Below are 24,509 nucleotides of genomic sequence, written 5' to 3' on the forward strand. Positions count from 1 at the left end.
CGGCTCGGAGACACGACTGCGACCGGGAGGACGATCGATGCTCAGGAGACTTGCCGCGCTCGCCGGCGTCAGCGCGCTGCTGGCCCTCGTACTGGCCTGCGGCTTCGGCGGCGGAGGCGGCGATGACGACGACGATGACGACGACTTCGCCAGGGGTGTGACGGCGGCGGTCGTGCTGCGCTGACGCCGGGCCCGCGCACCACCCCGCCGGGCGGCACGGGCCGCGGCACCCGCCACGCCGGGGTTTGCCGGGCCGCCCGACGGGGCACAGGCGGGAACGAGCGAACCGTCACCCGCCGGTCCGACGCCGAAGTCCGAAGTGGCCGCGCGGCTTCGGCACCCGAGGAGGTAACCCACCATGTTCGGAAGCAACCTGCTGGACCGCCGCAACAAGCCCGAGCGGATCGCGGACCAGGCGTGGCAGCACCTGGTCTCGGCGGTCAGCTCCGCCGGTGACAGCGTCCGGGACACCGCGCGTTCCGCCCGCCGGGGCGGCTCCGGTCTCGCCGACGAGGCCGGCGACCTGGTGGGCTCCGCGGCGGACGAGGCACGCCGACGGGCCACCCTGGCCTTCGACGCGCTGGCCGGCCGCCGGCCCGCGCTGCCCTGGACGCTGCTGGTCGGCGCCGCGCTCGTCGGTGCGGCGATCGGCTGGGCCGCCGGCACCGCCGCGCGGGCCGCCGGCAGCCGGGGCGACCGGGCGATGGACGACATCGAGTTCGTCGACGTCGACCGGCCCAACTCCCCCGTCGGCCTCGACGGCTGACCCGCCCGACCCGGGCTCGGCGCACGGGCCCCGGCCGACCCAGCGTCGGCCGGGGCCCGCGCCCGTTGCGGGTGACGCCCGACGGTCTTCGCCGGCGTCTCCGGCTCGGGCCAGAGCCGGCGGCACCTCACCGCACGGTGCGCCTCAGAGGGCCGCGACGCTCGTCGGCGCCCGCTCCGCCCGGCTCAGCGCGCGCAGCACGGCCGGCTGCCCGTGCCGGCGTACGGCGAGCCGGGCCAGCAGCGTCAGCACCGGGTCGACCACCTCCGCCGGCAGTTCCGGGGTGGGCACGCCGACGCTGACCGCGAGGTCGTCGGCGTGCACGACGAGTTCCATCAGCCGGGTGACCAGGTAGTCGTCCAGGGTGAGCGACCACGGACCGTGGCGCACGTGCACCACCCGCGCGGGCGGCTCCGCCGGCAGTACGCGGGTCAGCTCGCGCAGCGTGGCCGCGTACCGGTCGGCCAGGGCGGCGGGGCCGTCGGCGGCGAGGCCGTCACCGACGCGGCGGATGACGACGTTCACCGTGGCGTCGACCGGGGCGCCGAGCCAGCCGCCGCGCGCGTAGTGGTCGAGCAGCCCCACGGGGTCGCCGGCGGGAACGGGCGCGGCCAGCACGGCGGGGACGCCGAGCACCTGGTTGGCGAGGTGACCGGCCAGCCCGGCCACTCCGAACGCCGGCAGGGCGCTCGGTTCGTCCCAGCGGTTCGCGACGGCGGGGCCGGCGAGCAGGTCCGCCGCCGAACGCGCGGCGGTGAGGTAGGCCGTCCTGATCGGACTCACGGAGGATCCCTCCTTCGACGGGCGATCCCCCGAGCCTATGGCCGACCGGGACACCGACTCCCCTCGATACGTGCCCGATCGGCCGGCAGCACGCGGCGGCCCAGCCGCAGGCCACGCGCTGGGTAGAGGGGCAAGCCGCGCGGTGGGTAGAGGGGCAAGCCGCGCGGTGGGTAGAGGGGCAAGCCGCGCGGTGGGCGGAGCCGGCAGCCGCCCGGCCGAACGGCGCACGCCGGAGTCCCGTCGACGGGGCTCCGGCGTGCGCGGCCGTTGGGGCGGTCAGCGGGCGGTGCAGGTGACGGTGCTCGGCGCGGTGTTCGCCCCGGTCGTACTGGCCAGGAAGCCGGCGGTGGCGGTGGCGCCCGCGCCGAGGGCGCCGTTCCAGCCGGCGTCGCGGACGGAGACGGTCGCCCCGGTCTGGGTGTGGGTGCCGCCCCAGAGCTGGGTGATCTTCTGGCCGTCGGGGAAGGTCCAGCCCACCGTCCAGCCGGCGATCGCCGCGCTGCCGGCATTGCGGACCACCAGTTCGCCCTGGAAGCCGCCCTGCCAGGAGCCGGTCACCCGGTAGGTCGCGGTGCAGCCGCTGGTCGGCGGCGGCGTCGTGGGCGGTGGCGTCGTGGGCGGCGGGGTGCTCGGTGGCGGCGTCGTGGGCGGCGGGGTGGTGGGCGGCGGCGTGGTCGGTGGCGGCGTCGTGGGCGGCGGGGTGGTGGGCGGCGGCGTGGTCGGTGGTGGCGTGGAGGTGGTCGGCGACGGGTCGGGCGTGCCGCCGAGCCGGTCCGCCACGAGGATGCCCCGGCCGTTGGTGCCGAGGTAGACCCGGCCGTAGACCCGGGGATCGCCGGTCAGGGCCTCGCCCGCGTTGCCGTACTGGTGCCGGTCGTCGTTGATCCGGACCCAGCTCGCGCCGGTGTCGTCCGAGCGGTGTACGCCGGGTCGGCCGTCGACGGTGCCGAAGAGGTACAGCGCGGGGTACGTCCGGCCGGGCGCGGCCTTGCCGAAGCCGACGTTGCCGGCGCTGCCCACCCCCGCCAGCTTGGTGAAGGTGGCCCCGGAGTCGGTCGAGCGCCACAGTCCGCCCTCGCCGGCCAGCCACAACTCGCCCTCCCTGCCGGGCAGCGCCTTGAACTTGACGGTGCCGGTGGCGGGGAGGCCGGCGGCGGCCGAGGCGGTGAAACTGGCCCCGCCGTCGGTGCTGACGTAGAACCTGCCGCCCGCGAAGCCGTAGAACTTGTTCGGGTTCACCCGGTCGGACTCGATCGTCGCGTTCGCCGGGACGCCCGTCGACGCGGTCCAGGAGGTGCCGAAGCCGACCGAGTGCACCACCTGCTGGCCGGCGTCACCCGGGGCCCAGACGAACCGGCTGCCGTCGGCCGAGGCGGCGACCGTGCCGCCGCTGTTGACGCCGGACGGTTCGGTGCCCTGGAACCAGTTGGCCCCGCCGTCGGTGGAGAAGGCGACGTGGCTGTCGCCCGGCCGGTCCGCGTCGGCGAAGTTGCCGGCCCGCACCATCACGGCCGGCTTCGTCTCGGCGTAGTCGAGGCTGGTGGTGCTGGTGAAGTTCGGCTGGGTGAACATCATCGGCGGTACGGCGTCCAGGTCGGTGTGCCGGAAGCCCCCGATGTCGCCGAGCGCGCTGACCAGCGGCGCCCCCGAGGGTGGGCTGACCAGGTCCAGCACGGCGGTCTCCTCCAGGCCCTTGACCATGGGCCTGATGGTGAACTGGCTGCCGGTGTCCCACTTCGTGAGGTCGGTGCTGCCGTAGATGGTGGCGCCCGTGCCATACAGGAAGCGGTTGCTGTCGTGCGGGTCGATCTCCACCGACTCGTTCATCCAGCCGAGCTTCGGGGTCTCCTCCGGCGGCGCCGGGTTGCTGCCGAAGGTCAGCCACGGCACGGAGCTGACGTCCATGGTGTAGCGCTTGGACCGGTTCGGGTAGCTGGTGAACTCCCAGATCCGGGTCCAGGTGGCGCCGCCGTCGGTGCTGCGCCAGAAGATCGCGTCCGGCCACCAAGAGATCTGCGTGGCGACCATGAGGGTGTTCGGCTGCTGCCGGTCGATGGTCAGGCCGCTGTAGCCGAAGTACGCGTCGGTGCTGGTCGACGGGACGGGGCTGATCCGCGTCCACGCGCCGGTGGCACGGCTGAACTTCCACACGTCGCCCTTGCCGCCGTCGTACGGGCCGCCGGTGTCGCTGGTGGCGATGTAGAGGAAGCCGCCCACCGGGTCGACGACGCCCTTGTGCGCGAGGTAGCCGGTCGGCTGCCCGGCGATCCGCTCCCAAGTGGCGCCGCCGTTCGTGCTGCGGTAGACGGGGTTCTCCTTGTCGGCCACGCCGACGTAGATCGTCTGCGTGGCGGCGCCGGTCGTACCCGTGCTCTTGTCGAAGCTGACCCAGGTCAGGCCCTGGTTCTGGCCGTTGTAGCCGTTCGGGTCGCTCGGGTCGGCCCGGTAGTTGCCGACGTTGGGGAAGTTGGCCACCTTGGCCCAGGTCGCCCCGAAGTCGGTGCTGCGCCACAGGCCGTTGCCGCCCTCGGCGCCGTAGTACAGGATGCTGTTCCTGTTGGGGTCGACAGCGAGCCGCTCGCCCATGCCCCGGCCGGGCATGTTGCCGCCGTTCTTGAACGGCAGCTCGGTGACCTGCCAGGTGGCGCCCTTGTCGGCCGAGCGCAGGATGGCCCCGTTGTTCGGGTCCCAGTCGTTGGTGTACATGCCGACGGCCGCGTACACCCGGTTGGTCTGCACGGGGTCGGTGGCGACGCTGACCACACCGTTCCAGCCCCACTTGTCGGCGCCGACCCAGTCCAGCAGCGGTGTCCAGGACTGGCTGCCCTGCTCCCACCGGTACATGCCGCCGATGTCGGTGCGGGCGTAGATCAGGTTCTTCTCGGTGGGGTTGAAGACGATGCCGGGGACGAAGCCGCCGCCGTCGATCCGGACGTTCTTCCAGGCGTACGCCTCGGCGGCTGCGGTGGCGGCGGGCGCGCCGGCCGCGGTGAACGGTGTCGCCACGACGGCCGCGGCGACGACCAGCGCGGACACGACCGCGCCGACGTAACTTCTCCGCATCTGCGGTTCCTTCCGGGTACGGAAAGCCGGGGCGGACGTGGTGACGGCCACGCCCGGCGACGGGGACGTGCGGAATCGCGCCGGAGCTGCCCTGGCTCCGGTCATCGGCGCGACGGCTCCCGCACCCGAGGAACGCGCTCACCCTAACCGACTCCACGGGCTGCATGGAAGCGCTCCCAGAAGTCGCCCGGGTCGGGTGAGGAAGCCTCACCCACCCCCGCGTCAGGATCGGTTCCGGCGGAAGCATGCGCATCGGGCAGCTATCCCGTGAGGAGTGACAGATGGCCATCGAGACGATCAGCCGCAGCGACCAGGACATCCAGTCGGCCGTCCTCGACGAGCTGGCCTGGGAACCCCGGGTACGGCCGCACGAGATCGGCGTGACGGTCGCCGAGGGCGTGGTGACGTTGACCGGCCGGGTGGACAGCTACGCCAAGAAGTGGGCCGCCGAACGGGCGGCGCACCGGGTGACGCGCGTCCGGGCGGTCGCCAACGACCTGGCCGTACGCCTCGGCACCGGCGCGGAACGCGCCGACCCGGACATCGCCGCCGCGGCCGGGCACGCGCTGGAGTGGGACGCGTTCGTTCCCCTGGAGCAGCTCGACGTGACCGTCTCGCAGGGCTGGGTCACGCTGCACGGCGAGGTGGAGTGGGAGTACCAGCGCCGCGCCGCCGAACGCGCAGTGGCCCGGCTGACGGGCGTACGCGGGATCAGCAACGGCATCACCGTCCGCCCCGACACCCGGCCGGACGGGCACGCCCTGGCGATCCGGATCGTCGACGCGCTGGCGCGCAACCGGGCCACCCCGGCGGAGCGGATCACCGTCCGGGTGCACGGCGACACGGTGGTGCTCGGCGGGCTGGTCCACTCGATGCCCGAGCGGGCCGAGGTGGAGCGGACCGTCTGGTGCGCGCCGGGCATCCGCGAGGTGCAGAACCACATCGCGGTCGCCCCGGTGCTGGGCTGAACGGGCGCGCCCATCGAGCGGACAGGGGAACCACCCCGGCGGGGTGAGCCGCCCTCACCCCGTGGCGGGAAGGGTGGGAGGCATGACTGATCCGAAGGGGTCGACCCGACCCGGGCCCGCCACGGTCCGGTCCTGTCTGCCGGCCGCCCTGCCCGGGGCCGCGCCGCAGCGCCTCGACGCCGGATCGGCGGTGGGCACCCGATGACCACCCCGCTCCAGGTCACCGCGCGCCTACGGACCCCGGTGACCGACCACGACCACGTCCGCGGGCCGGTCGACGCGCCGGTGACGATCGTCGAGTACGCCGACTTCCAGTGCCGGTTCTGCGGGGCCGCGTACGCGAACCTGCGGGAGCTGCTGCGGCAGCGGGCCGAGACGGTGCGGCTGGTGTACCGGCACTTCCCGATCACCAACGTGCACCCGTACGCCGAGCAGGCCGCCGAGGCGACCGAGGCGGCCGGCCGGCGCGGGCAGTTCTGGGCGATGCACGACTGGCTCTACGAGCACCAGGATCAGCTCGACCCCGTGCACCTGTCGCTCGGCATGGAGCAGCTCGGCCTGCCCGCCGACGAGGTCGCCACGGAAGTGGAGCGGCAGGCGCACGGCGACCGGGTGCGGCACGACTTCGTGGGCGGCATCCGCAGCGGCGTCCACGCCACCCCGACGCTGTTCGTCAACGGCACCCGCCACGACGGGGACTACGACGTCGCGGACCTCCTGGCGGCGGTCGACGCCGCCACCCCCTGACACCCACCTGACCGCCCCAGCCCACCGGACCACCTCCGGAAGGCCGGCCTCCGGGCCGCCTCCGGATTGGTCGATCACGAGGTTTGCGTACTGGGAGCGCCTTCCCGGGACGCAAACCTCATGATCACCGCGGCGGAGGGCGGACGGGCGGGGTGGGGTGGGTCAGATCAGGTGGAGGTCGCGGGCTCGGCGGACGGCTTCGCGGCGGCGGGTGGCGGCCAGCTTGCGGTAGATGTTGCGCACGTGGGTCTTGACCGTGTTGACCGACAGGGACAGCTCGGCCGCGATCTCCACGTTCGACAGGATGCTCTGCAGATAGCGCAGGATGGTCAGCTCCCGCTCGGTCAGCGGCTCGTCGAGCGCCGCCGCGCCCTGTTCCGCCGGGGCCCGCTCGGGCGGCGCGTCGGCACCCCGGACCAGGTCGCTGACGGTCGGCCAGTGCGCCGTACCGGCGTCCAGGTGCGCGGCGAGCAGGTCACGGACACCGGGCTCGGCGCGGGTGAACGGCCGCCGGAAGCCCTCCGGCCCGGCCAGGTCGAGGGCACGCTCCAGCAGCCGGCCGGCCCGCCGGTCGTCGCCCGCGCGCCGGGCCAGCACCGCGTCCAGCACGGCGGCGTCCAGGCGTACGGGCAGCGGCCAGCCGGCCGCCTCCGGCGACTCCCAGTCGGGCAGCGCGTACCCGGCGGCGCGCGGGTCGCCGGCCCGCAACTCCACCCGGGCGAGCGCGACGGCCAGCGACGGGGCGGCTGTCGGCGACGGGGCGGCTGTAGGCGACGGGGCGGCGGTGTCGCGTACCGGGTCGGCGAGCAGGTCGCGGGCGGCGGTCAGGTCGCCCCGTGCCGCGCGCAGGTCCGCCTCCACGGCCAGCAGCCGGTGCGCCAGCTCGCCGGCCCGGGGCCGGTCGGTCAGCCGTTCCCGCGCCTCGGCCAGCACCCGGTGCCCCTCGGGCAGGTCACCGGCGTCGCGGAGCAGGTACGCCCGGCACAGCGCAACCACCGCCCCCACCACGGGTTCGCCGGTGGCCGGCCCGGCCAGCGCCAGGTTCGCCTCCGCCTCCTCGGGCTGGTCCCGGTGCAGCGCGACCAGGGCCAGGGCCAGGTACGCGTGGGCGCAGTCCTCCCGGCAGGACCAGCCGTGGCAGGGCGGCATGGCGAGGGCGTCGCGGGCGAGGGTCTCGGCGGCCCGCAGCTCGCCCCGGACGGCGTGCAGCACGGCCGCCCGGCTGGCGCCGACCAGCTCCGTACGCGGCCGTCCGGCCTCCCGGGCCGCCGACAGCGACCGGGCGAAGGCGAGGGCGGCCCCGGGCAGGTCCCCGTCCGCGAGGGCGGTGAGGCCCAGCGCGGTGCCGGCCACCGCCCGCACGTCGGCGTCCTCGGCGGCGGCTCCGCGCGGCTCGCCCGACACCGGCGCGGCGAGCAGCCCGTCGGCGGTGCTCTCCGGCTGCGCCGGGTGCCGCGCTACCCCGCCGGCCACCGGGGACGGCACCGCTGCGGCCGGCACCGCCGACGAGGGCACCGACGCCGACAGGGGCACCGACGATCGCGAGGGCACCGACGAGGGCACCGCCGCCGACGGCGCCGGTGGGGCGGGACGGATGGCGAGCAGCCGGGCGGCTGCGGCGCGTACCGCCTCGGGGTCGCCGGCCAGCCGGGCCAGGGTGAGTTCCAGCGCGGTGACCAGCCGCCGGAACCGGTCCCGACGCGGCGCGGGCAGCGTCCGGGCGGCCTCGACCGCGCCGCGCAGGTGCCCGGTCGCGGCGGTGACGTCGCCGGCCCGGGCCCGCTCGGCGGCGCAGGCCAGCCCGAGTTCCGGATCGCGGCGTACGGCCTCCGGCGGCGGGGGCGCGGGCGCCCGGCCGGCGGGCGTGTCCCGGTCGTACGGGATCAGCTCCGGCCAGCGGGACACGAAGAGCGCGGCGGCCCGCCCGTGGTCGCCGCCGGCGAGCGCGTGGCGCAGCCCGTCGGCGGGCCGCCCGTTGTCGGCGTACCAGTCGGCGGCGCGCAGGTGCAGGTCGCGCAGCTCGTCGGCGGGCAGCCGACCCAGCTCGGCGTGCAGCAGGTCGGTCAGGAGCGGGGGGCAGCGGTACCAGGGCGGGCGGCTGTCGTCACGGCGCAGCAGCCCGCCGTCGCCGGCCAGGGCGGCCAGCGTCTGCCCGGCGTCGGTGCGGCCGGTCAGCGCGTCGGCCAGGCCGGCGCAGACGGCGTCGACGACGGCGGAGCGGCGCAGCACGTCCCGCGCGTCCGGGTCGAGCCCGGCGAGCACCTCCTCGCGCAGGTAGCCGGCCACGTCCGGCTGGTCGCCGCCGAACTGCTCGGCCCAGCGGGCCGGGTCCGGCTGGTCGCGCAACGCCAGCGCGGCGAAGCGGAGCGCCGCCGGCCAGCCGCCGGTGCGCTCCCGCAGCCGGCGCACCCCGGCCGCCGGCAGCGCCACGGCGTGCGCGGTCAGCAGGTCGGCGACCTCGTCGCCGGTGAAGGCCAGCTCGTCGGGGCCGATCTCGGTCAGCTCCCCGGCCAGCCGCAGCCGGTGCACGGCCAGGGGCATCCCCGCGCGGGCGCCGACCACTAGCCGCAGCCGCTGCTCGGCGTGGCGGAGCAGGAACTCCAGGCCCGTCAGCGCCGCCGGGTCGGTGATCCGGTGCAGGTCGTCCAGGACCAGCAGCACCGGGCGTTCCCGGGCGGCGAGGGCCGCGGCCAGCACCTCCAGCTGGTCGGGGCGCGGCGGCCGGTCGGGCACGGGCGGGTACGGCGCGTCGTCGGCGGGCGCGGTGGCCGCGCGCAGTGCCGCCGCGAGGTAGGCCCAGAGCCGGTTGCCGTCGTCGCCGGCCTCCACGGAGACCCAGGCCGCCCGGGGCCGGTCGGGTCGTGCCGGTGCGCCCGCCGCCGCGCCGAAGTCGCCGGGCGCGGCGCCGGCCGGCCCGTCGTCCCGGGCCCCCTCGGCGGCGGCGGTCACCGGCCCCTCCCCCACCCGGCCCCGGTGCGCGCCGGCCTCGTCGGCCGCCCGGAACCAGGAGGCGAGCAGCGTCGTCTTGCCCCACCCCGCCGGGGCGCGGACCAGGGTGACGGGGCCGGCGGTCCCCTCGTCCAGCGCCCGCAGCAGCCGGGGCCGCAGCACCAGCGGCTCCGGCGGCGGGGCGGGGCACAGCCGCGACGCCAGCAGCGGCGCGCCGGCCGACCCGTCCGCGACCGCGACGACCCCTGTGTCCCGTACGTGCTCCGGCATCCGGCCCGCCCTCCACCGATGCGTCCGACTCCCCCAGGTCCCGCCGGCGGCGGTTACCCGGCGCGGGCCCGTTCACCCCTTCGGGGGGACCCGGCTTCACCCCGCCCCGGACGATCCTGGGCGTACGCGGGCGAGTCCGCGCGCGCCGGTGCGCGTCCGGCGCGGGGAGCGACGGGAGGCGGGCAGGGGTGGACGGGCGGGGACGGAGGGGACGCCTCGCGGGAGGGGCCGGGGCGGCGCTCGCCCTCGCGGCGGCGGGCCGGGCGCTGGCCGTACGACGGCGGGGGTCGGCGTGGCCCCGCGCGGCCGGCGCCGATCCGCGGCCCGGCCGCTGGCAGGTGGTGACGGTCGACCGCGCGCCCGGCGACGTGCTGCCCGGTGGCCGCTGGCCGGAGCCGCTGCGCCGGCTCGGCGCCGCGGTGCAGGTCGAGCTGCGGCCGGCCCCCGGCTGCCGGGGCACGGAGCTGGCCGCCCGGCCGGTGCCGGGCGCGGCCCCCGCCGGCCTCGCCGCCCACCTGGTCGGCGACGACCCCGGCCTGCTGGTGCGCCGGGCGTTGTGGGAGGCCAAGCAGCTCGCGGAGACCGGCGAGGTGCTGCGCGCGGACCGCCGGCCGGCCGACCGTCCGGCGGGGCCGCGATGAGGGCGCTGTGCTGGGTGGGCGCGGGCGAGCTGGCGGTACGGCAGGTGCCCGACCCGGAGCTGCGCAACGGCCACGACGCCATCGTGCGGGTCCGGCGGAGCGCCACCTGCGGCGGGGACCTGCCGCTGCTGGCCGGGCGGGTGCCCTTCCTCGCCGTCGGCGACGTGCTCGGCCACGAGTTCCTCGGCGAGGTGGTCGAGGTCGGCCCGCAGGTACGCCGGCACCGGGTCGGCGACCGGGTGGTGGTCTGCTCGTCGGTCGCCTGCGGCAGCTGCTGGTACTGCCGGCGCGACCTGCCCTCCTGCTGCGACAACGGCAGCGCCGACCCGGCCGTCGCCGAGGCGGCCTGGGGCCACCCCACCGGGGGCGCGTTCGGTCAGCCCCGGGCGATGGGCGGCTTCGCCGGCAGCCACGCCGAGTACGTCCGGGTGCCGTACGCGGACGTCGGCGCGTTCACCGTGCCGGAGGCGGTCGGCGACGACCGCGCCCTGTTCGCCTCCGACGCCGCGCCGGCCGGCTGGATGGGCGCGGAGCTGGGTCAGGTGCGCCCCGGCGACGTGGTGGCGGTCTGGGGTGCGGGCGCCGTCGGGCAGCTCGCGGCGCGGGCCGCACGGCTGCTCGGCGCGGAACGGGTCGTCGTCGTCGATCCCGAGGAGGGGCGGCTGCGCATGGCCGAGCGGCACGCGGACGCGGAGACGATCGACCCCCGCCGCGCCGACGTCACCGCCGAGCTGCGTGAACGCACCGGCGGGCGGGGCCCGGACGTGTGCGTCGAGGCGGTCGGGGCGGCGTGGAACGGGCACGGCCTCCGATCGCTGGCCGACCGGTTCACCGGCGGCGCCGAGCGACCGGCCGCGGTCCGCGAGGCGGTGCACGCCTGCCGCAAGGGCGGCTCGGTCTTCCTGCTGGGCGAGTTCACCGGCTTCGTCGACGCCTTCCCGCTGGGTGCGGTGACGAGCAAGGGGCTGACGGTGCGGGGCGCGCGGCAGCACGGGCAGCGCTACATCCCGATGCTGCTGGAGCGGATGGCCCGCGACGAGCTGCGTACCGAGCATCTGGCCACCCACCGGCTGCCCCTGGAGCGGGGCGCGCAGGGGTACGCGCTGTTCCGGGACCGGACCGACGGCTGCGTACGCACCGTGTTCGACCCCGACCTCCCGCCGTCGGCCGGTTGAGCGGACCGCTGCGACCGGCCGTCCCGGGTGGCAGACTCGGCGGATGGGTGAGCAGCGGACGTACGACGTCGTCCTGTTCGGGGCGACCGGCTTCACCGGCGGGTTGACCGCCGAGTACCTGGCCCGCAACGCCCCGCCGAGGCTTCGCTGGGCGCTCGCCGGACGCAACCCGGACAGGCTGGCCGCCGTACGGGACCGGCTGGTCGCGATCGACCCGGAGCTGGTCGGGCTGCCCCTGCTCACCGCCGACGTCACCGACGCGGAGTCGCTGCGGGCGGTGGCCGAGAACGCCCGGGTGGTGGCCACCACCGTCGGCCCGTACGTGCACCACGGGGAGCCGCTGGTCGCCGCCTGTGCCCGCGCCGGCACCGACTACCTCGACATCACCGGCGAGCCCGAGTTCGTCGACCTGATGTACGTGCGCCACCACGCCGAGGCCGAGCGCACCGGGGCGCGGCTGGTGCACGCCTGCGGGTTCGACTCGATCCCGCACGACCTGGGCGTCTGGTTCACGCTCAAGCACCTGCCGGACGACGTGCCGGTCACCGTCGACGGCTTCGTCCGGGCGGGCGGGCGGTTCTCCGCCGGCACGTACCACTCGGCGCTCACCGCCTTCTCCCGTACCGCCGAGGCGTCCCGGGCGGCCCGCGAGCGGCGGCAGGTCGAGCCGCGACCGACCGGGCGGCGGGTCCGCGCGGTGCCCGGCCGCCTCGCCCGCTCCAAGGAGTTGGGCATGTGGACGGTGCCGCTGCCGACCATCGACCCGCAGGTGGTCCGCCGCTCCGCCGCCGCCCGCCCGGAGTACGGGCCCGACTTCCGCTATCGGCACTTCGCGGCGGTGAAGCGGCTGCCCACGGTGCTGGCCGGCGGGGTCGGGCTGGGCGGGCTGGTGGCCCTGGTGAAGCTGCCGCCGACCCGGCGCTGGCTGCTCGGTCGGCTCGCCTCCGGGCAGGGGCCGACGCCGCAGCAGCGGGCGAAGTCCTGGTTCCGGGTGCGGTTCGTCGGCACGGGCGGCGGTCGGCGGGTGCTCACCGAGGTGGCCGGCGGCGACCCCGGCTACGACGAGACGGCGAAGATGCTCGCCGAGTCGGCGCTCTGCCTGGCCGGCGACGATCTGCCCGCCACGGCGGGCCAGGTCACCCCGGTGACGGCGATGGGCGACGCGCTGCTGGACCGGCTGGTACGCGCGGGCATGACCTTCCGGGTCCTGGACACCCCGGCCTGACGGGTGCGGTGCCCCGGACCGCACGGGTGCGGGAGCCGGACCGGACGGGAGCCGGGCCCTCGGAGCGGGCGGGAGCAGAGGTCGGCGGGTTGACCCTCGACCAGGTCGAGGCGGCAGGATCAGCGGCGTGGAGAGCGACCTGCGCAGCATCGGCGAGCTGGCCCGCGCCAGCGGGCTGACCGTGAGCGCCCTGCGGTTCTACGACTCGGCCGGGGTGCTGGCCCCGGCCCTGGTCGACCCGGTGACCGGCTACCGCTGGTACACCGACGACCAGGTGGCGCCGGCCCGCCTGGTGGCCGGGCTGCGCCGGGTCGGCATGCCGGTCGCCGAGATCGCCGTCGCGCTGCGCTGCGAACCGGCGCAGGTCCACCGCCTGCTCGACGCGCACCTGCGCCGGCTGGAGGACGGCCTCGCCGACGCCCGCCGCGAGCTGTCCCGCATCCGTACGCTGATCGACGCCGGGGAGCGCCCGACCGCCACCAGCCTCGTGCTGTCCCGCGTCGACCTGGCCGCCGCCGTGGACGCGGTCCGCTTCGCCGTCGGCGCCGATCCCGAGCTGCCGATGCTCTGCGGCGTGCTGATCGAGTCCGACGCCGACGGCGTACGGCTGGTGGCGACCGACCGGCACCGGCTGGCGGTGGCGCGGGCGGGCGCCCGGGTCGACGGGCCGGCGGTGCGGGTGCTCGCCCCGGTCGTCTTCGTCGACGAGGCGCGGGCCCTGCTCGACGCCGCCGCCGAAGACGCCACCGCCGAAGGCGCCGCCGAGGCGGTGCTGACGGTGGCCGACGGCACGATCTCGGTCACCGTCGCCGGCCGCGCCGTGGACGCCGCCGCCCTGCCGTACGACTTCCCGGACCACCGCCGCCTGCTCCGCCCGGCGGCCGACGACGGGCCGGCGCACCGGCTGACGGTCGACGCCGACGCCCTGCGGGCGGCCCTGACCAGCGCCGACGCCCCCATCGTCACCCGCCGGCACGACGGCGTCCCGCTCGCGGTGACCGTGCTCGGCCCGGACGGCCGGGGCGGGGTGCGGCTGCTCGGCGCGGACGAGCTGACCGGGGACGCGTTGCGGGTCGGGGTCAACGGCGGCTACCTGCTCCAGGCGCTCGACGCGGCCGGCCGGGGCCAGCTGCTGCTGGAGTTGGACGGCCCGATCGCCCCGCTGGCCGTACGCCGGCCGGACGACGTCGACGCGTTCTCCGTCCTGATGCCCATCCGGCTCTGACCGCCGCGTCCGGCGCGGGTCGTGGAGACCGGGCCGGGGCGCGGCCGGGCCGCGACGGTAGCATCGGTGGGTCCACCCGACGTCCGGACGGAGCGTACGGAGCAGCATGCTCGACATGGAGTTGATCCGGAAGGATCGCGAGGCGGTGGCGACCGCGCTGGCGAAGCGACTGGATCCCGCCGAGGTCAACCGCGCCCTGGACGAGATCCAGCGGCTCGACCAGGAACGCCGCGCCCTGATCAGTGGGATCGACGGCGAACGGCAGCGCCGCAAGGCCGAGGCGCGCGCCTACGCGGCGGCGAAGCGCGCCGGCACCGAGCCGGAGGTCTCCGCGCCGGAGGCGGGCCGCAAGCAGCTCGCCGAGCTGGAGTCCGAGCTGGACGAGGTGCAGGCTCGGCTGCGCACCGTGATGAGCGAGCTGCCCAACCTGCCGGCCGACGACGTGGTGCCCGGCGGCAAGGAGGCCAACCGGGTCGTCCGGACCTTCGGCGAGCCGCCGGCGATCGAGAAGGTCCGCGACCACGTCGAGCTGAGCCGGATGCTGGGCCTGGTCGACCACGAGCGCGGGGTCAAGCTCGGCGGCTCCGGCTTCTGGATGTACACCGGCATGGGCGCCCGGCTGGAGTGGGCGCTGCTGAACTTCTTCGTCGACGAGCACATCCGGGCCGGCTACGAGTTCCTGCTCCCGCCGCACCTGCTGCTGGACACCGCCGGGTTCGCCGCCGGGCAGTTCCCGAAGTTCTACGACGACGTCTACCACCTGGACCGGGAGTCCGCCCCGCGCGGGCAGTTCCTGCTGCCCACCTCGGAGACGGCGATCCTCGGGGCCTACCAGGACGAGATCCTGGAGACGGCGAAGCTGCCGCTGAAGGCGTTCGCGTACACCCCGTGCTACCGGCGTGAGGCGGCCGGCTCGCACTCCGACGAACGGGGCACCGTCCGGGGCCACCAGTTCAACAAGGTGGAGATCTTCCAGTTCTGCCTGCCGGAGCAGGCCGACGCCGCGCTGGAGAAGATGCTGCTGCACGCGGAGAGCCTGGTCGAGAAGCTGGGCCTGCACTACCAGCGCACCCTGCTGTCGGCCGGCGACGCCAGCGCCTCGATGAAGAAGACCCTCGACATCGAGGTGTGGATGCCGAGCACCGGCAAGTACAAGGAGGTGTCGTCGGTCTCCTGGGCCGGCGACTACCAGGCGCGCCGGGCGGCCATCCGCTACCGCGAGCCGGGCGGCAAGCAGACCCGGTTCGTGCACACCCTCAACGGGTCGGCGCTGGCCACCAGCCGCCTCTTCCCCGCCATCCTGGAGCAGTTCCAGCAGCCCGACGGCTCGGTGCTGGTGCCCGAGGTCCTCCAGGCCCGCCTGGGCACCGACCGCCTGACCCCCCGCTGACCCGCCGGCCTCACCCCCGCCCCCGCTCAGGGGGCGGGGGTGAGGCGCAGCGCGAGTTCGGGGCAGACCTTGACCGCCTTGCGGGCGCCGTCGCGCAGCCACGTCGGCACGGGAGTGGGCGGGAAGGCGGGGTAGCCGTTGCCGTCGAGCCGGATGAAGTCCGGCACGACGTGCGCGCACAGCCCGTGCCCGTCGCAGCGGGACCAGTCGAGGGTGAGCCGCTGCGGATCCGCGTCGGGCGCGCCGGGCAGCCCCATCACCGCCCTGACCCGCCGGCCGCAGCCCTCGCCGGTCGTGTGTAGCCGCAGGTCCTCGGCGAACACCTCCATCGCGGAGAGCGCGAAGCGGGCCGTACCGTCGGGGTGGCTGCACGCCCCGCGGCCCTTCACGTCGCCGGCGGCGGCGCGGACCACCTCCACCGGGGCGCTGCCGGCGACCGCCAGGTCGACGGCGCGGGCCAGGTCGGGCAGGCCCATCCGGCACGGGCCGCACTGCCCCGCGGACTCGCCGGCCAGGTAGCGCACCACCTGGGCGGCCTCGCCGAGCGGGCAGGTGTCCGCGCCGAGCGGGACGACGATGCCGGCGCCGAGGGTGCCGCCCACGGCCGCCAGCCCCTTACGGGATATCTCCGCCCGGTCGGCGGCCTCCCGGGTGATCCACCTGCCGTGGTAGCCGCCCGTCAGGACGCCCGGGCCGTCGGGCACCTCGCACAGGTCGAGGATCTCCCGCAGCGCGGTGCCGGCCGCGCACTCCACCACCGCCGGTCGGCCCGCCGCGCCGGTGACGGTGAGCAGCACGGTGCCGGGCTCGTCGTCGGTGCCGAGCGCCGCGTACTCGTACGGGCCGAGGCGGGCGGCGACCGCGAGCTGGGCGTACGTCTCGGCGTTGGAGAGCAGGGTGGGCAGGCCGCCGACGCCGGAGTCGCTGGAGCGCCGCTTGGTGCCCGGCGGGATGTGCGGCAGGCCGTTGATGCCGTTGACCAGGGCGCCGCCCTCGCCGGAGATGAACCGGTGCGGCACGGTGACGATGCTGGTGGGCACCGGCATCCGGCGTTCCTCCAGCGCCTCGGCCAGGGAGGCGCGGCCCACCCCGTCGTCGGCCACCCCCACGACGATCTCGTCGGCGTCCAGCGCGTACGCGGCCAGCGCGGCGCCGTCGAGGATCAGGTGCGGGGCCCGGGTGAGCAGCACCTTGTCCTTCCAGCTCGCCGGCTCGCCCTCGGTGGCGTTGACCACCACCGCCGCCGGAAGGTCCCGCCGTTCGCAGGACTCCAGCACCGCGCGGAGCTTCCTCGCGAACGGAAAGCCCGCGCCCCCCTTGCCCTTGAGCTGGACTCCCTCGGCGAGCCGGAGCAGGGTGGCCGGTTCCATCGGCCCGACCGGCCCGTGCACCTCCTCGTGGGCGGGCAGGTCGAGCCGGCCGTACTCGGCGAAGCCGGCGGTGAGCCGGGGCTCGCCGACGCAGGCCACCGGGGGCACGGTCGTCCGCGTCACTTCGCCTCGCCCCGCAGCCCCGCCCAGTACGCCCCGTCGACCGCGTCGGCGTTCACGCGGCGGCGGCGCGCCGACCGGCTCTCGCCGGCTGCCCGGCGCGCCCGCCGGGAGGCGAGGTCGACCAGGGTGGGGGTGTCGTCGGCCGGCAGCGGGACCTCCTCGGGGACGTACCGGACCGGGGGCCGCCAGTAGTCCGGTTCGAGGTCCAGGTCGTCCTCGGCGCTGTGCCGCCCGCCGCCGCTGCGCGGCGCCGCCGAGACCGAGGCGGAGGAGACCGGCCCGGCCGAGACCGGCTCCGCCGAGACCGGGTCGCCGGACTGCCAGCGCCGGGGGCTGTCCCAGGGCTCCTCGGGCTCCTCCCGGCGGCGGGGCGGTGCGGAGTAGCGCCGCTCCGCGTCCCGCTCGGCCCGGTCGCGGCGGGCGGGCTCCTCGGCGTACCGGCGGCCGGCCGGGCCGGGCTCCTCCCCGCGTCGGCGGCGTCCGGTGGGCGCGGGTTCCTCGGCGTACCGGCGACCGGCCGGGGCGGTCTCCTCGCGGCGCCGTCCGACCGGGGCGGTCTCCTCCCGGCGCCGGGCGGCTGGGACGGGGGCGTCCTCGCGACGGCGGGGGCGGGCCGGGTCGCGGAGCGTGCCGGGCTCGGGCACGACCGGCACGGTGAACCGGTCGGGGTCGCGGCGCCGCGCGACGGGGGCGGGCCAGGAGCCGGTGACCGTGGCGCCGGCCCAGGCGCCCGCGCGCCCGTCCGGCTTCGCCGCCCGGTCGGCGCGTCGGGTCAGGCCCCGCAGCAGCGACCGGCCCGGGGCGTCCTCCGCCGGTCGGCCGGCGAGGGCCCGGTTCATCGCGGCGGCCTGGTGCTGCTCGCGGCGGCGCCGGCCGAGGCTGACGGAGAGGCGCACCAGCAGCGCCAGCACGACCAGCAGCACGCAGGCGAGGTAGCTCAGCACCACCCAGGGCTTCGCGGGCCGCCCGGCGTTGAGGCCGTGCACGATGGCGAACGGCCAGGAGAGGTACGCGGCTGAGTGCAGCGTTCGCCAGAGCCACTTCGGACCGACCCCGGCGAAGCGGGCCCGGACGATCCCGGTCCAGAGCACGCTCACCATCAGCAGCGCGGCCACCGTGCCGAGACCGACGTAGAGGCCCCGCCCGCCGACGAAGGGGACCACCGCGTCGGTGCTCGCCGCGCGGCCGGTGGCGATCTTCGTGAGTACGTGGCAGACCAGTCCGGCGACGCCGAGGATGCCGGTGGCCCGGTGCGCGGACTGGAGCAGCACCCGGTGGCGGATCAGCAGCACCAGCCGGTCGGTGGCGAGCAGCCCCATCATCACGGTGAGGCTCAGCGCCACCAGGGCGACGACGCCCGCGAAGAACTCCGTGAAGAAGAAGCCGTACGCGTACGCCGTCGAGCCGGCGCCGGTCAGCATGGTGGCGGCCCACAGCGCGGCGAGCGCGGACGCGGTCAGCAGGGCCACCGCGGACCGGGACCCGCTGCGAGCCCCCCGGCTGGTGCTGGTGGTCCGGACGGTGGGCGGCTTCTGGTTCCGTTGTGCCCGGGCCATCTGCTCCTCGATCGTCTCGCGGCGGCGCACCACCGGCCGACCCTGTTCCCCATCGAGTACGGACCGGCGCGGCGGGCGGATCACCGCCGCGCGGAAATTCCTCACGCCGACGTCGAACCGGCGGGCCCGCGCGTGATCCTCAGAGGTCTGTGGCACCGCACCTCGGTCGGCAACTGGTGCACCGTCGGATGGCCGGGATCGGCACCGCCCATTGACCACATCATGCTGCGGGAGGTAGATGTCGATCATGACTGATGCTGTCGGCCGAGACAACGACGGCGTGCCGAACGGGCTCATCCTGTTGGTGGGACCGCCCGCCTCGGGCAAGTCCTCCTTCGCCCGCGCCTGGATCGAGCGCGGTCAGCTGGACCGGGATGGGGTCGTCTCCTGTGACTCCATCCGCAGCGAGTTGGTCGGAAACCGCGTCGACGTCAGCGACGATCCGGTGGTCTTCGACGAGATGGACCGACGCGTCGCGGCGCGGCTGGAGGCGGCCCTTCCCGTGGTGGTCGATGCCACCAACGTCATACCCGACGCGCGAATCAGGATGATCTTCTGGGCCAGGCGGTACGGCCGCCCGGTCACGGCGTTGCGGTTCCGGGTGGCCGCCGAGATCCTGGTCCACCGCAACGCGGAGCGCCTCGGCCACGCACGCGTGCCCCTTGACGATGTTCTGCGCTACGCAGCGGTCGCGGCACTGCACACGGACCGCGCCCGGCTGCTCGATGAAGGGATCACCGTTGTCGTCGACGTGCCCGGTGAGGCCGAGGGCATGAGCCCGGCCCAAGCCGCGGAGTTGATCCGGATCACGGCGTAGGGCGGACCCGTCGCGGTCTGTGCCAGGCGCGGACAGCCGCTCACGTTGCATCGAACACGGTCAGTGTGGCCGGCTCTCCCAGGCCGGCCGCTGGGGGTCGTCGTTGTGCACGATGACGTCGACGTGATCGGTCGGGCGGACCGTAGCGAAGTAGAGCTGCTGGGCGGGGATGTAACGCTCGCGCCAGCGCCGTTCGACGTCGGCGCGGGACGACACCCGGCGTTCTCGGATCACCGCGCGGTCCACGGTCTTCTCGAGCGCGGTCGACACGAAGACGCGCAGGTCCCACCGATCTGTCAGTTCCGGGCGCATGAGGAAGACGCCGTCGAAGAGCAGCACGGCGTCGGCGGGGGCGGTCGTGACCGGCGGGGACAGCGCAGTGTCCGCGGTGCGGTCGTACACCGCGTTCTGGAAGCGTCGGTCTCCGCCCGGGCCGAGCGGATCGAGCAGGACCCGGTTCAGCGCGTCGTGGTCGTGGGTGTCGAAGTAGCAGCCTTCGGCCGAGTACTCGCCGCGCGGGTAGCGCTGTGCCCGGGGGAAGAGGAAATCGTCGATCGTCGCGCGGATGACGTCGCGGCCCTGTTTGCGCAGGACGACGGCCAGCTCGTCGGCGAGCGTGGTCTTGCCCGTCGCGGGCGGCCCGTCGACGGCAACCCGCGTCGGATGTGTGACTGAGACGGACCCGACTGCCTCAGCCAGGCGGCCGAGCATCTCGTCGCGGGTGCCCTGGTCCATATCCTGCCCCCGTCCCAGTCCTGCGAAGGTCCCCGTGTCGAGCCGACCTCACGCGCGCCGGTCTCCTGAGGCGCACTCGATCATGGCCGCTGGTTGGGCTGTCGCCGCGGCTTGTCAAGGTGCGTAGCCGGTCGAGTGTCTGAGGCGTTCGCACCAGCCGGGGCCGACCGCTCGCGAGGTGGCATCCCAGGCAGCACGGCCGCCAGGCAGCATCCAGGCGCGAGTGGGGTGATAGTCCGTGCGGATCTCGATCAGCGTCCGTGCGAGGCATCGGCTGGACATCGCCAGGGCTTCGACATTGCCCGGCGGTATCAGCTGCTGTTCGGTGCGATATCGGTCGACGGCGACCTGCGAGTGGGTCTCCTGGCGGTGCCGGTCGACGCTGGCCAGCGCGATGAGGGGCGGTTCTTGTTCCTCGGCGACGGCGGCCAGGATCCGGTCATGACCGTCGAGGATGACGTAGCAGTCCAGGCCGCTGATCCACCAGAGCAGCACAGGGGGCAGGATGCCGGCCCTCGCCTGCTTGCGATATGCCTTGACCCGCGCGTCGGTCGCGCCACTCAACCGGCGCAGCGGCAGCACCTGCCACCCGCCCTGCCGGGAGAACCAGTCGATCTCACCGGGATTCTCGGTCAGCAACAAGGTCGCCCACCGGTGCGCGGACGACCGAGCCCAGGGAGTGTGTTCCAGGTGGGTAGCGGTTGCGCTGAGAAGCCACCGACCGTCGTAGAGCGGGCTCTGGTCTGCGGCCTGCAAGGCAGAGGCGAAGTAGTGCGCCCACCTTCGGCTCCGACCTCCGCCACCAGCATCGGCTGTCGCCTCGGCGTGCACCGACCGCATCGGTGCGATCAACGGCCGGAAGCGGCCGGTGGTCAGGTATTCGACTCCCGCGTGGTCCTGGTGCACTTTCGCCAGGAGAACCACCTGGTCGCCCTGCCGTAGCAGAATGCGACCGCCTCCAGCGACATGGACCGCAAGCTCGGGTCGGACGCCACCACCGACCTCGAGCACCAGGTCCGACGCGCCGTCATTCACCCGCCTCACGACGCCTGTCCTCCGCACCCGCTGATCGTAGTCGGCGGCCGCCGCAGACCCGGGCCATGGCGACACGAGCGCGGGCACGGCTGACCGTCACGCGAATGGGAACGCCCGCGGGATCAGGACGACGGACCGGGCCCGCCCGAAAACATCCACACATGCCCATGCATTGACAGCGCTTGCAATGCGCTTGTAACCTTTCGGAAATTTTCAAGCTCCACTGCAAGATCCCGGCACGGCCGGGCCCTTCCCCGGCCTCGCCACCGCCCGTCCCCCCACACCCCCGTCAGGAGTCCTCCCATGCAGAGACGTCGACGGTTGTCGGCGATCGTCGCCCTCGGCGTGATCGCCGGCCTGATCGTCCCCACCGCCGCGACGGCGCCCCCGGCCGCAGCGGCCCCGGCAGGCGGCAAGAAGGTCATCGCCAACCTCTTCGAGTGGAACTGGTCCTCGGTGGCGAACGAGTGCCGCACCACCCTCGGCCCGAAGGGCTACGGGTGGGTGCAGGTCTCGCCGCCCCAGGAGCACGTCCGGGGCTCGCAGTGGTGGCTGGCCTACCAGCCCGTCAGCTACCGCATCGAGTCCCGCAAGGGCACCCGCGCCCAGTTCAAGTCCATGGTCGACGCGTGTCACGCGGCCGGCGTGAAGGTGGTCGTCGACGCGGTCGTCAACCACATGTCGGGGCAGGACAACGGCGGCACCGGCTGGGCCGGCTCGTCGTACGGGCACTACGACTACCCCGGGATCTACCAGACGCAGGACTTCCACCACTGCGGTCGCAACGGCGGCGACGACATCGCCAACTACAACGACCGGTGGGAGGTGCAGAACTGCGAGCTGGTCAACCTCGCCGACCTGAAGACCGAGTCGGACTACGTCCGTACGAAGATCGCCGGCTACCTCAACGACCTGCTCTCGCTCGGCGTCGACGGTTTCCGGATGGACGCCAGCAAGCACATGCCGGCCGCCGACATCGCCGCCATCAAGGGCAAGCTGTCACGCTCGGCGTACATGGTGCAGGAGGTGATCCACGGCGCCGGTGAGCCGATCCAGCCGGGCGAGTACACCGGCAACGGCGACGTGCACGAGTTCCGCTACGGCAAGGACCTGGCCCGGGTCTTCCGCTCCGAGAAGCTGGCCTACCTGCGCAACTTCGGCGAGGGCTGGGGGCACCTGCCCAGCGCCTCGGCGGCCGTCTTCGTGGACAACCACGACACCCAGCGCGACGTCGGCGGGGTGCTGACCTACCGCGACCGGGGCATCTACGCGCTGGCCAACGCGTTCATGCTCGCCTGGCCGTACGGCTCCCCGACGGTGATGTCGAGCTACACCTACAGCCAGCGCGACCAGGGCCCGCCCTCGGACAGCTCCGGGCGGACCCTCAACGCCACCTGCTACTCCGGCTGGGAGTGCGAGCACCGCTGGCCGGTCATCGCCAACATGGTCGGCTTCCGCAACGCCACCGAGGGATCCGGCGTCGTCAACTGGTACGACAACGGCAACAACCACATCGCCTTCGGCCGGACCGGCAAGGGCTTCGTCACGATCAACGACGAGGACTACGCGGTGAACGGTCGGTCGTACCAGAGCGGGCTGCCGGCCGGCCGCTACTGCGACGTCATCCACGGCACCTTCAGCAACGGCACGTGCAGCGGGCCGGTGATCACCGTGGACGGCGGCGGCTGGTTCGCCGCGAACGTGCCGGCCCACGACGCGATCGCCATCCACGCGGGCGCCCGGCTGAGCTGAGCGTCCCGCCCGTCACGACCCCGTCCCGGCCGACATTCCGGCCGGGACGGGGTTTCACCGTTCTGCATCCTTTACAGTTTGTTTGTGCGTTTTGACCGAATGAACCGGCGACACGTCCGGGCGCTGGCCGCCGTCGGCGTACCCCTGCTCCTGCTGGCGGCCGGGGCCACGGGCTGGGCGCTGACCCCCGGGGCCGCGCCCACCGCGCCGCCGGTAGCCGGGCCATCCGTGTCCCCGACCCGCGCGGCCCCGACCGGCGCGGCGCCGACGCCCGAGCGGGTGCCCGTCGCCGCGCCCGCGCCGGACGATCTGCCGGTGGTCGACTACGGCCCCGCGCCCACCGGCTTCCCGGCCGACCCGGACACCCTGGCCACCACGCCCCTGACCGAGGGCCTGCACCCGACCCGCCGCATCGCCGCCTACACCGCCCCCGGCGGCCGGCCGCTGGCCTTCCTCGACCCCACCATCAGCGGCGTCGAACTGACCATGCCGATCGCCCAGCGGCGGGCCGGCTGGGTGGCGGTGCTGCTCCCCTCGGCCAACCGCACGCTCGCCTGGCTGCCGCCCGGCGGCCACACCACCGTGGCGCTGCGCGACCAGATCGTGATCGAGCGCGAGCCGCACCGCCTCACCTGGTACCGCGCCGGCCGGGCCGTGCGCAGCTGGGAGGTCAGCCTCGGCCAGCGCGGCCAGGAGACGCCGCTGGGCCGGACCTTCATCCTGGGCCGCACGCCGCCGCCGCAGAGCGTGTACGGGGGCGTCGACATCTTCGCCCTCGGCTCCGTGCCCGACGACCCGGACTCGGTGCCGGCGGGCCTGCGCGGGGCGCACATCGGCATCCACAGCTGGTACCACGACGGCGAGCTGGGAAAGAAGACCACCAACGGCTGCATCCGGCTCACGAAGAGCGGGCAGCGGGAGCTGCTGGCCGAGGTACGCCCCGGCACCGAGGTCGTCGTGGTCGACGAGCTGCCCGCCCCGCCCCCGACGGCCTGAACAAGCGCGGACCCGAGGACGGACACGGGACGGCCTTGCGCCGACGGGCCAGACTGGGGCGCCCGTCACCCAGGAGGCACCGTGCGTCACCCGTCCCGCTTTCTCAGACGCCTCGGCGTGACCGCAGCCGCCGCCACGGCCATGATCACGCTGATGCCGCAGGCGGCCGTCGCCGCGGTCGTCCTCGACGACGGCGTCGTGCTCCAGTCCACCACCGGCGCCGACCATCTCGTCACCGCCGACCGGCCCGCCTGGGCGGCAGCGGCCGTCCACTCGACCTCGAACTACAACATCAGCCTCTTCGACCAGTGGGGTGGATGGCTCGCCTCCAGTTACGGCTACGGCTTCAACCGGTCGGAATTCGTCGCCGTCAACTCGCACCTGTCGCCCCTGGCGTCGTACGAGGCCCGCACCAGCACGAGCTACGGACCCGCCATCGCCCACACGCAGTGGCGGCAATCCCACACGACGACGACGTTGCCCTACCCGGCCAACGACGGGGTGACCGGTCCGTCCGATCCGGATCTGGCCTTCGCCGCGCTGGGCAGCACCCAGGTGGTCAGTGTCTCGGACATCCACCTCAAGGCCGGCGAGGCGTTCTGGGTCGACACCGCCCCCGACACGCTGTTCTTCCTGCTGGAGAGCAGCCCGTACGACAGCACGACCCGGCTGCGCACCCGGCATCAGCACGCCACGTCCGGGGTGGTGCGCACCGCCCAGGGCTGCACGCTCTACCGCGCGAACCACAGCGGCGTCCACGGCCTGCTGATGGTCGCGGACGCCGCGCCGGTGGCGACCACCCCGCCGGGCGGAACGGCGGTCGCCCTGCACCGGTACGACCCCGCCCGCCCCTACACCTGCCCGCAGCGCAACTTCCCGGGCCCCACGCCCCCGGGCGTCTGACCGGCCGGCGGGTCCCGCCC

21 protein-coding genes are annotated in these 24,509 nt (G+C 75.1%); 14 read left to right on the forward strand and 7 right to left on the reverse strand.

What is annotated here, in order from left to right; all coding sequences use genetic code 11:
- Window positions 1–37 precede the first annotated feature (37 nt).
- Complete coding sequence (locus AC5L34_RS22355; protein ID WP_157747040.1) at window positions 38–184, forward strand: hypothetical protein; 147 nt, start codon at window positions 38–40, stop codon at window positions 182–184.
- A gap of 174 nt (window positions 185–358) precedes the next feature.
- On the forward strand, window positions 359–766 hold the full coding sequence (locus AC5L34_RS22360) for a hypothetical protein (protein ID WP_088998997.1): 408 nt from the start codon (window positions 359–361) through the stop codon (window positions 764–766).
- A gap of 144 nt (window positions 767–910) precedes the next feature.
- On the opposite strand, the gene AC5L34_RS22365 is transcribed toward AC5L34_RS22360, so the two are convergent.
- Both AC5L34_RS22365 and AC5L34_RS22370 read right to left on the reverse strand, forming a co-directional pair.
- Window positions 911–1,549 carry a maleylpyruvate isomerase N-terminal domain-containing protein gene (locus tag AC5L34_RS22365; RefSeq protein WP_441175057.1) on the reverse strand — a complete coding sequence of 213 codons (639 nt, stop codon included), beginning with the start codon at window positions 1,547–1,549 and terminating at the stop codon, window positions 911–913.
- A gap of 276 nt (window positions 1,550–1,825) precedes the next feature.
- Window positions 1,826–4,612 carry a cellulose binding domain-containing protein gene (locus AC5L34_RS22370; protein WP_494826819.1) on the reverse strand — a complete coding sequence of 929 codons (2,787 nt, stop codon included), beginning with the start codon at window positions 4,610–4,612 and terminating at the stop codon, window positions 1,826–1,828.
- 281 nt (window positions 4,613–4,893) lie between these two features.
- Between AC5L34_RS22370 and AC5L34_RS22375 the strand changes: the two genes are divergently transcribed.
- The 3 genes from AC5L34_RS22375 (at window position 4,894) to AC5L34_RS22385 (ending at window position 6,327) form a co-directional block, all read left to right on the forward strand.
- Window positions 4,894–5,580, forward strand: coding sequence for a BON domain-containing protein (locus AC5L34_RS22375; protein WP_494826821.1), 687 nt, complete (start codon window positions 4,894–4,896; stop codon window positions 5,578–5,580).
- 82 nt (window positions 5,581–5,662) lie between these two features.
- The gene (locus tag AC5L34_RS22380; RefSeq protein ID WP_441175060.1) at window positions 5,663–5,785 is read left to right on the forward strand and encodes a hypothetical protein; all 123 of its coding nucleotides are present in this window, start codon (window positions 5,663–5,665) and stop codon (window positions 5,783–5,785) included.
- A complete protein-coding gene (locus tag AC5L34_RS22385) occupies window positions 5,782–6,327 on the forward strand; it encodes a DsbA family protein (protein WP_441175061.1) in 546 nt (181 codons plus the stop codon). The genes AC5L34_RS22380 and AC5L34_RS22385 overlap by 4 nt, the downstream gene beginning before the upstream one ends.
- A 162-nt stretch (window positions 6,328–6,489) precedes the next feature.
- On the opposite strand, the gene AC5L34_RS22390 is transcribed toward AC5L34_RS22385, so the two are convergent.
- Complete coding sequence (locus AC5L34_RS22390) at window positions 6,490–9,546, reverse strand: winged helix-turn-helix domain-containing protein (protein WP_494826824.1); 3,057 nt, start codon at window positions 9,544–9,546, stop codon at window positions 6,490–6,492.
- A gap of 188 nt (window positions 9,547–9,734) precedes the next feature.
- Here AC5L34_RS22390 and AC5L34_RS22395 point away from each other — a divergent pair, with 188 nt between their 5' ends.
- The 5 genes from AC5L34_RS22395 (at window position 9,735) to serS (ending at window position 15,202) form a co-directional block, all read left to right on the forward strand.
- On the forward strand, window positions 9,735–10,187 hold the full coding sequence (locus AC5L34_RS22395) for a hypothetical protein (protein ID WP_494826826.1): 453 nt from the start codon (window positions 9,735–9,737) through the stop codon (window positions 10,185–10,187).
- Window positions 10,184–11,362, forward strand: a complete 1,179-nt coding sequence (locus AC5L34_RS22400) for an alcohol dehydrogenase catalytic domain-containing protein (protein ID WP_441175064.1) — start codon at window positions 10,184–10,186, stop codon at window positions 11,360–11,362. Before AC5L34_RS22395 ends, AC5L34_RS22400 begins: the two co-directional genes overlap by 4 nt.
- Before the next feature lie 43 nt (window positions 11,363–11,405).
- On the forward strand, window positions 11,406–12,587 hold the full coding sequence (locus AC5L34_RS22405) for a saccharopine dehydrogenase family protein (RefSeq protein ID WP_494826827.1): 1,182 nt from the start codon (window positions 11,406–11,408) through the stop codon (window positions 12,585–12,587).
- 139 nt (window positions 12,588–12,726) lie between these two features.
- Complete coding sequence (locus tag AC5L34_RS22410) at window positions 12,727–13,812, forward strand: DNA polymerase III subunit beta family protein (protein WP_494826878.1); 1,086 nt, start codon at window positions 12,727–12,729, stop codon at window positions 13,810–13,812.
- A gap of 106 nt (window positions 13,813–13,918) precedes the next feature.
- Window positions 13,919–15,202 (forward strand): serine--tRNA ligase, encoded by a 1,284-nt coding sequence (serS, locus tag AC5L34_RS22415; protein ID WP_441175066.1) that lies wholly within the window; start codon window positions 13,919–13,921, stop codon window positions 15,200–15,202.
- Window positions 15,203–15,228: 26 nt separating this feature from the next.
- Here serS and AC5L34_RS22420 read toward each other — a convergent pair whose 3' ends face one another.
- Entirely contained in the window at window positions 15,229–16,695 is a 1,467-nt protein-coding gene (locus AC5L34_RS22420) for an NADH-ubiquinone oxidoreductase-F iron-sulfur binding region domain-containing protein (protein ID WP_494826828.1), read from the reverse strand.
- The gene (locus tag AC5L34_RS22425) at window positions 16,692–18,284 is read right to left on the reverse strand and encodes a ferric reductase-like transmembrane domain-containing protein (protein ID WP_494826829.1); all 1,593 of its coding nucleotides are present in this window, start codon (window positions 18,282–18,284) and stop codon (window positions 16,692–16,694) included. The genes AC5L34_RS22420 and AC5L34_RS22425 overlap by 4 nt, the downstream gene beginning before the upstream one ends.
- 205 nt (window positions 18,285–18,489) lie before the next feature.
- Between AC5L34_RS22425 and AC5L34_RS22430 the strand changes: the two genes are divergently transcribed.
- Window positions 18,490–19,068: an AAA family ATPase gene (locus AC5L34_RS22430; RefSeq protein ID WP_494826830.1), complete on the forward strand. Its 579-nt coding sequence runs from the start codon at window positions 18,490–18,492 to the stop codon at window positions 19,066–19,068.
- Window positions 19,069–19,128: 60 nt separating this feature from the next.
- Here AC5L34_RS22430 and AC5L34_RS22435 read toward each other — a convergent pair whose 3' ends face one another.
- Window positions 19,129–19,803, reverse strand: a complete 675-nt coding sequence (locus AC5L34_RS22435) for a cytidylate kinase family protein (protein WP_494826832.1) — start codon at window positions 19,801–19,803, stop codon at window positions 19,129–19,131.
- 114 nt (window positions 19,804–19,917) lie between these two features.
- Window positions 19,918–20,925 (reverse strand): hypothetical protein, encoded by a 1,008-nt coding sequence (locus tag AC5L34_RS22440; protein ID WP_494826833.1) that lies wholly within the window; start codon window positions 20,923–20,925, stop codon window positions 19,918–19,920.
- A gap of 216 nt (window positions 20,926–21,141) precedes the next feature.
- Here AC5L34_RS22440 and AC5L34_RS22445 point away from each other — a divergent pair, with 216 nt between their 5' ends.
- The 3 genes from AC5L34_RS22445 to AC5L34_RS22455 all read left to right on the forward strand — a co-directional run bounded on the left by AC5L34_RS22445 (window position 21,142) and on the right by AC5L34_RS22455 (window position 24,489).
- The gene (locus tag AC5L34_RS22445; protein WP_494826835.1) at window positions 21,142–22,590 is read left to right on the forward strand and encodes an alpha-amylase; all 1,449 of its coding nucleotides are present in this window, start codon (window positions 21,142–21,144) and stop codon (window positions 22,588–22,590) included.
- A gap of 84 nt (window positions 22,591–22,674) precedes the next feature.
- The gene (locus AC5L34_RS22450; protein WP_441175073.1) at window positions 22,675–23,586 is read left to right on the forward strand and encodes a L,D-transpeptidase; all 912 of its coding nucleotides are present in this window, start codon (window positions 22,675–22,677) and stop codon (window positions 23,584–23,586) included.
- 117 nt (window positions 23,587–23,703) lie between these two features.
- Complete coding sequence (locus tag AC5L34_RS22455; RefSeq protein WP_441175074.1) at window positions 23,704–24,489, forward strand: hypothetical protein; 786 nt, start codon at window positions 23,704–23,706, stop codon at window positions 24,487–24,489.
- The last annotated feature ends 20 nt before the right edge of the window (window positions 24,490–24,509 follow it).

This window comes from Micromonospora sp. ZG13 (assembly GCF_059359355.1).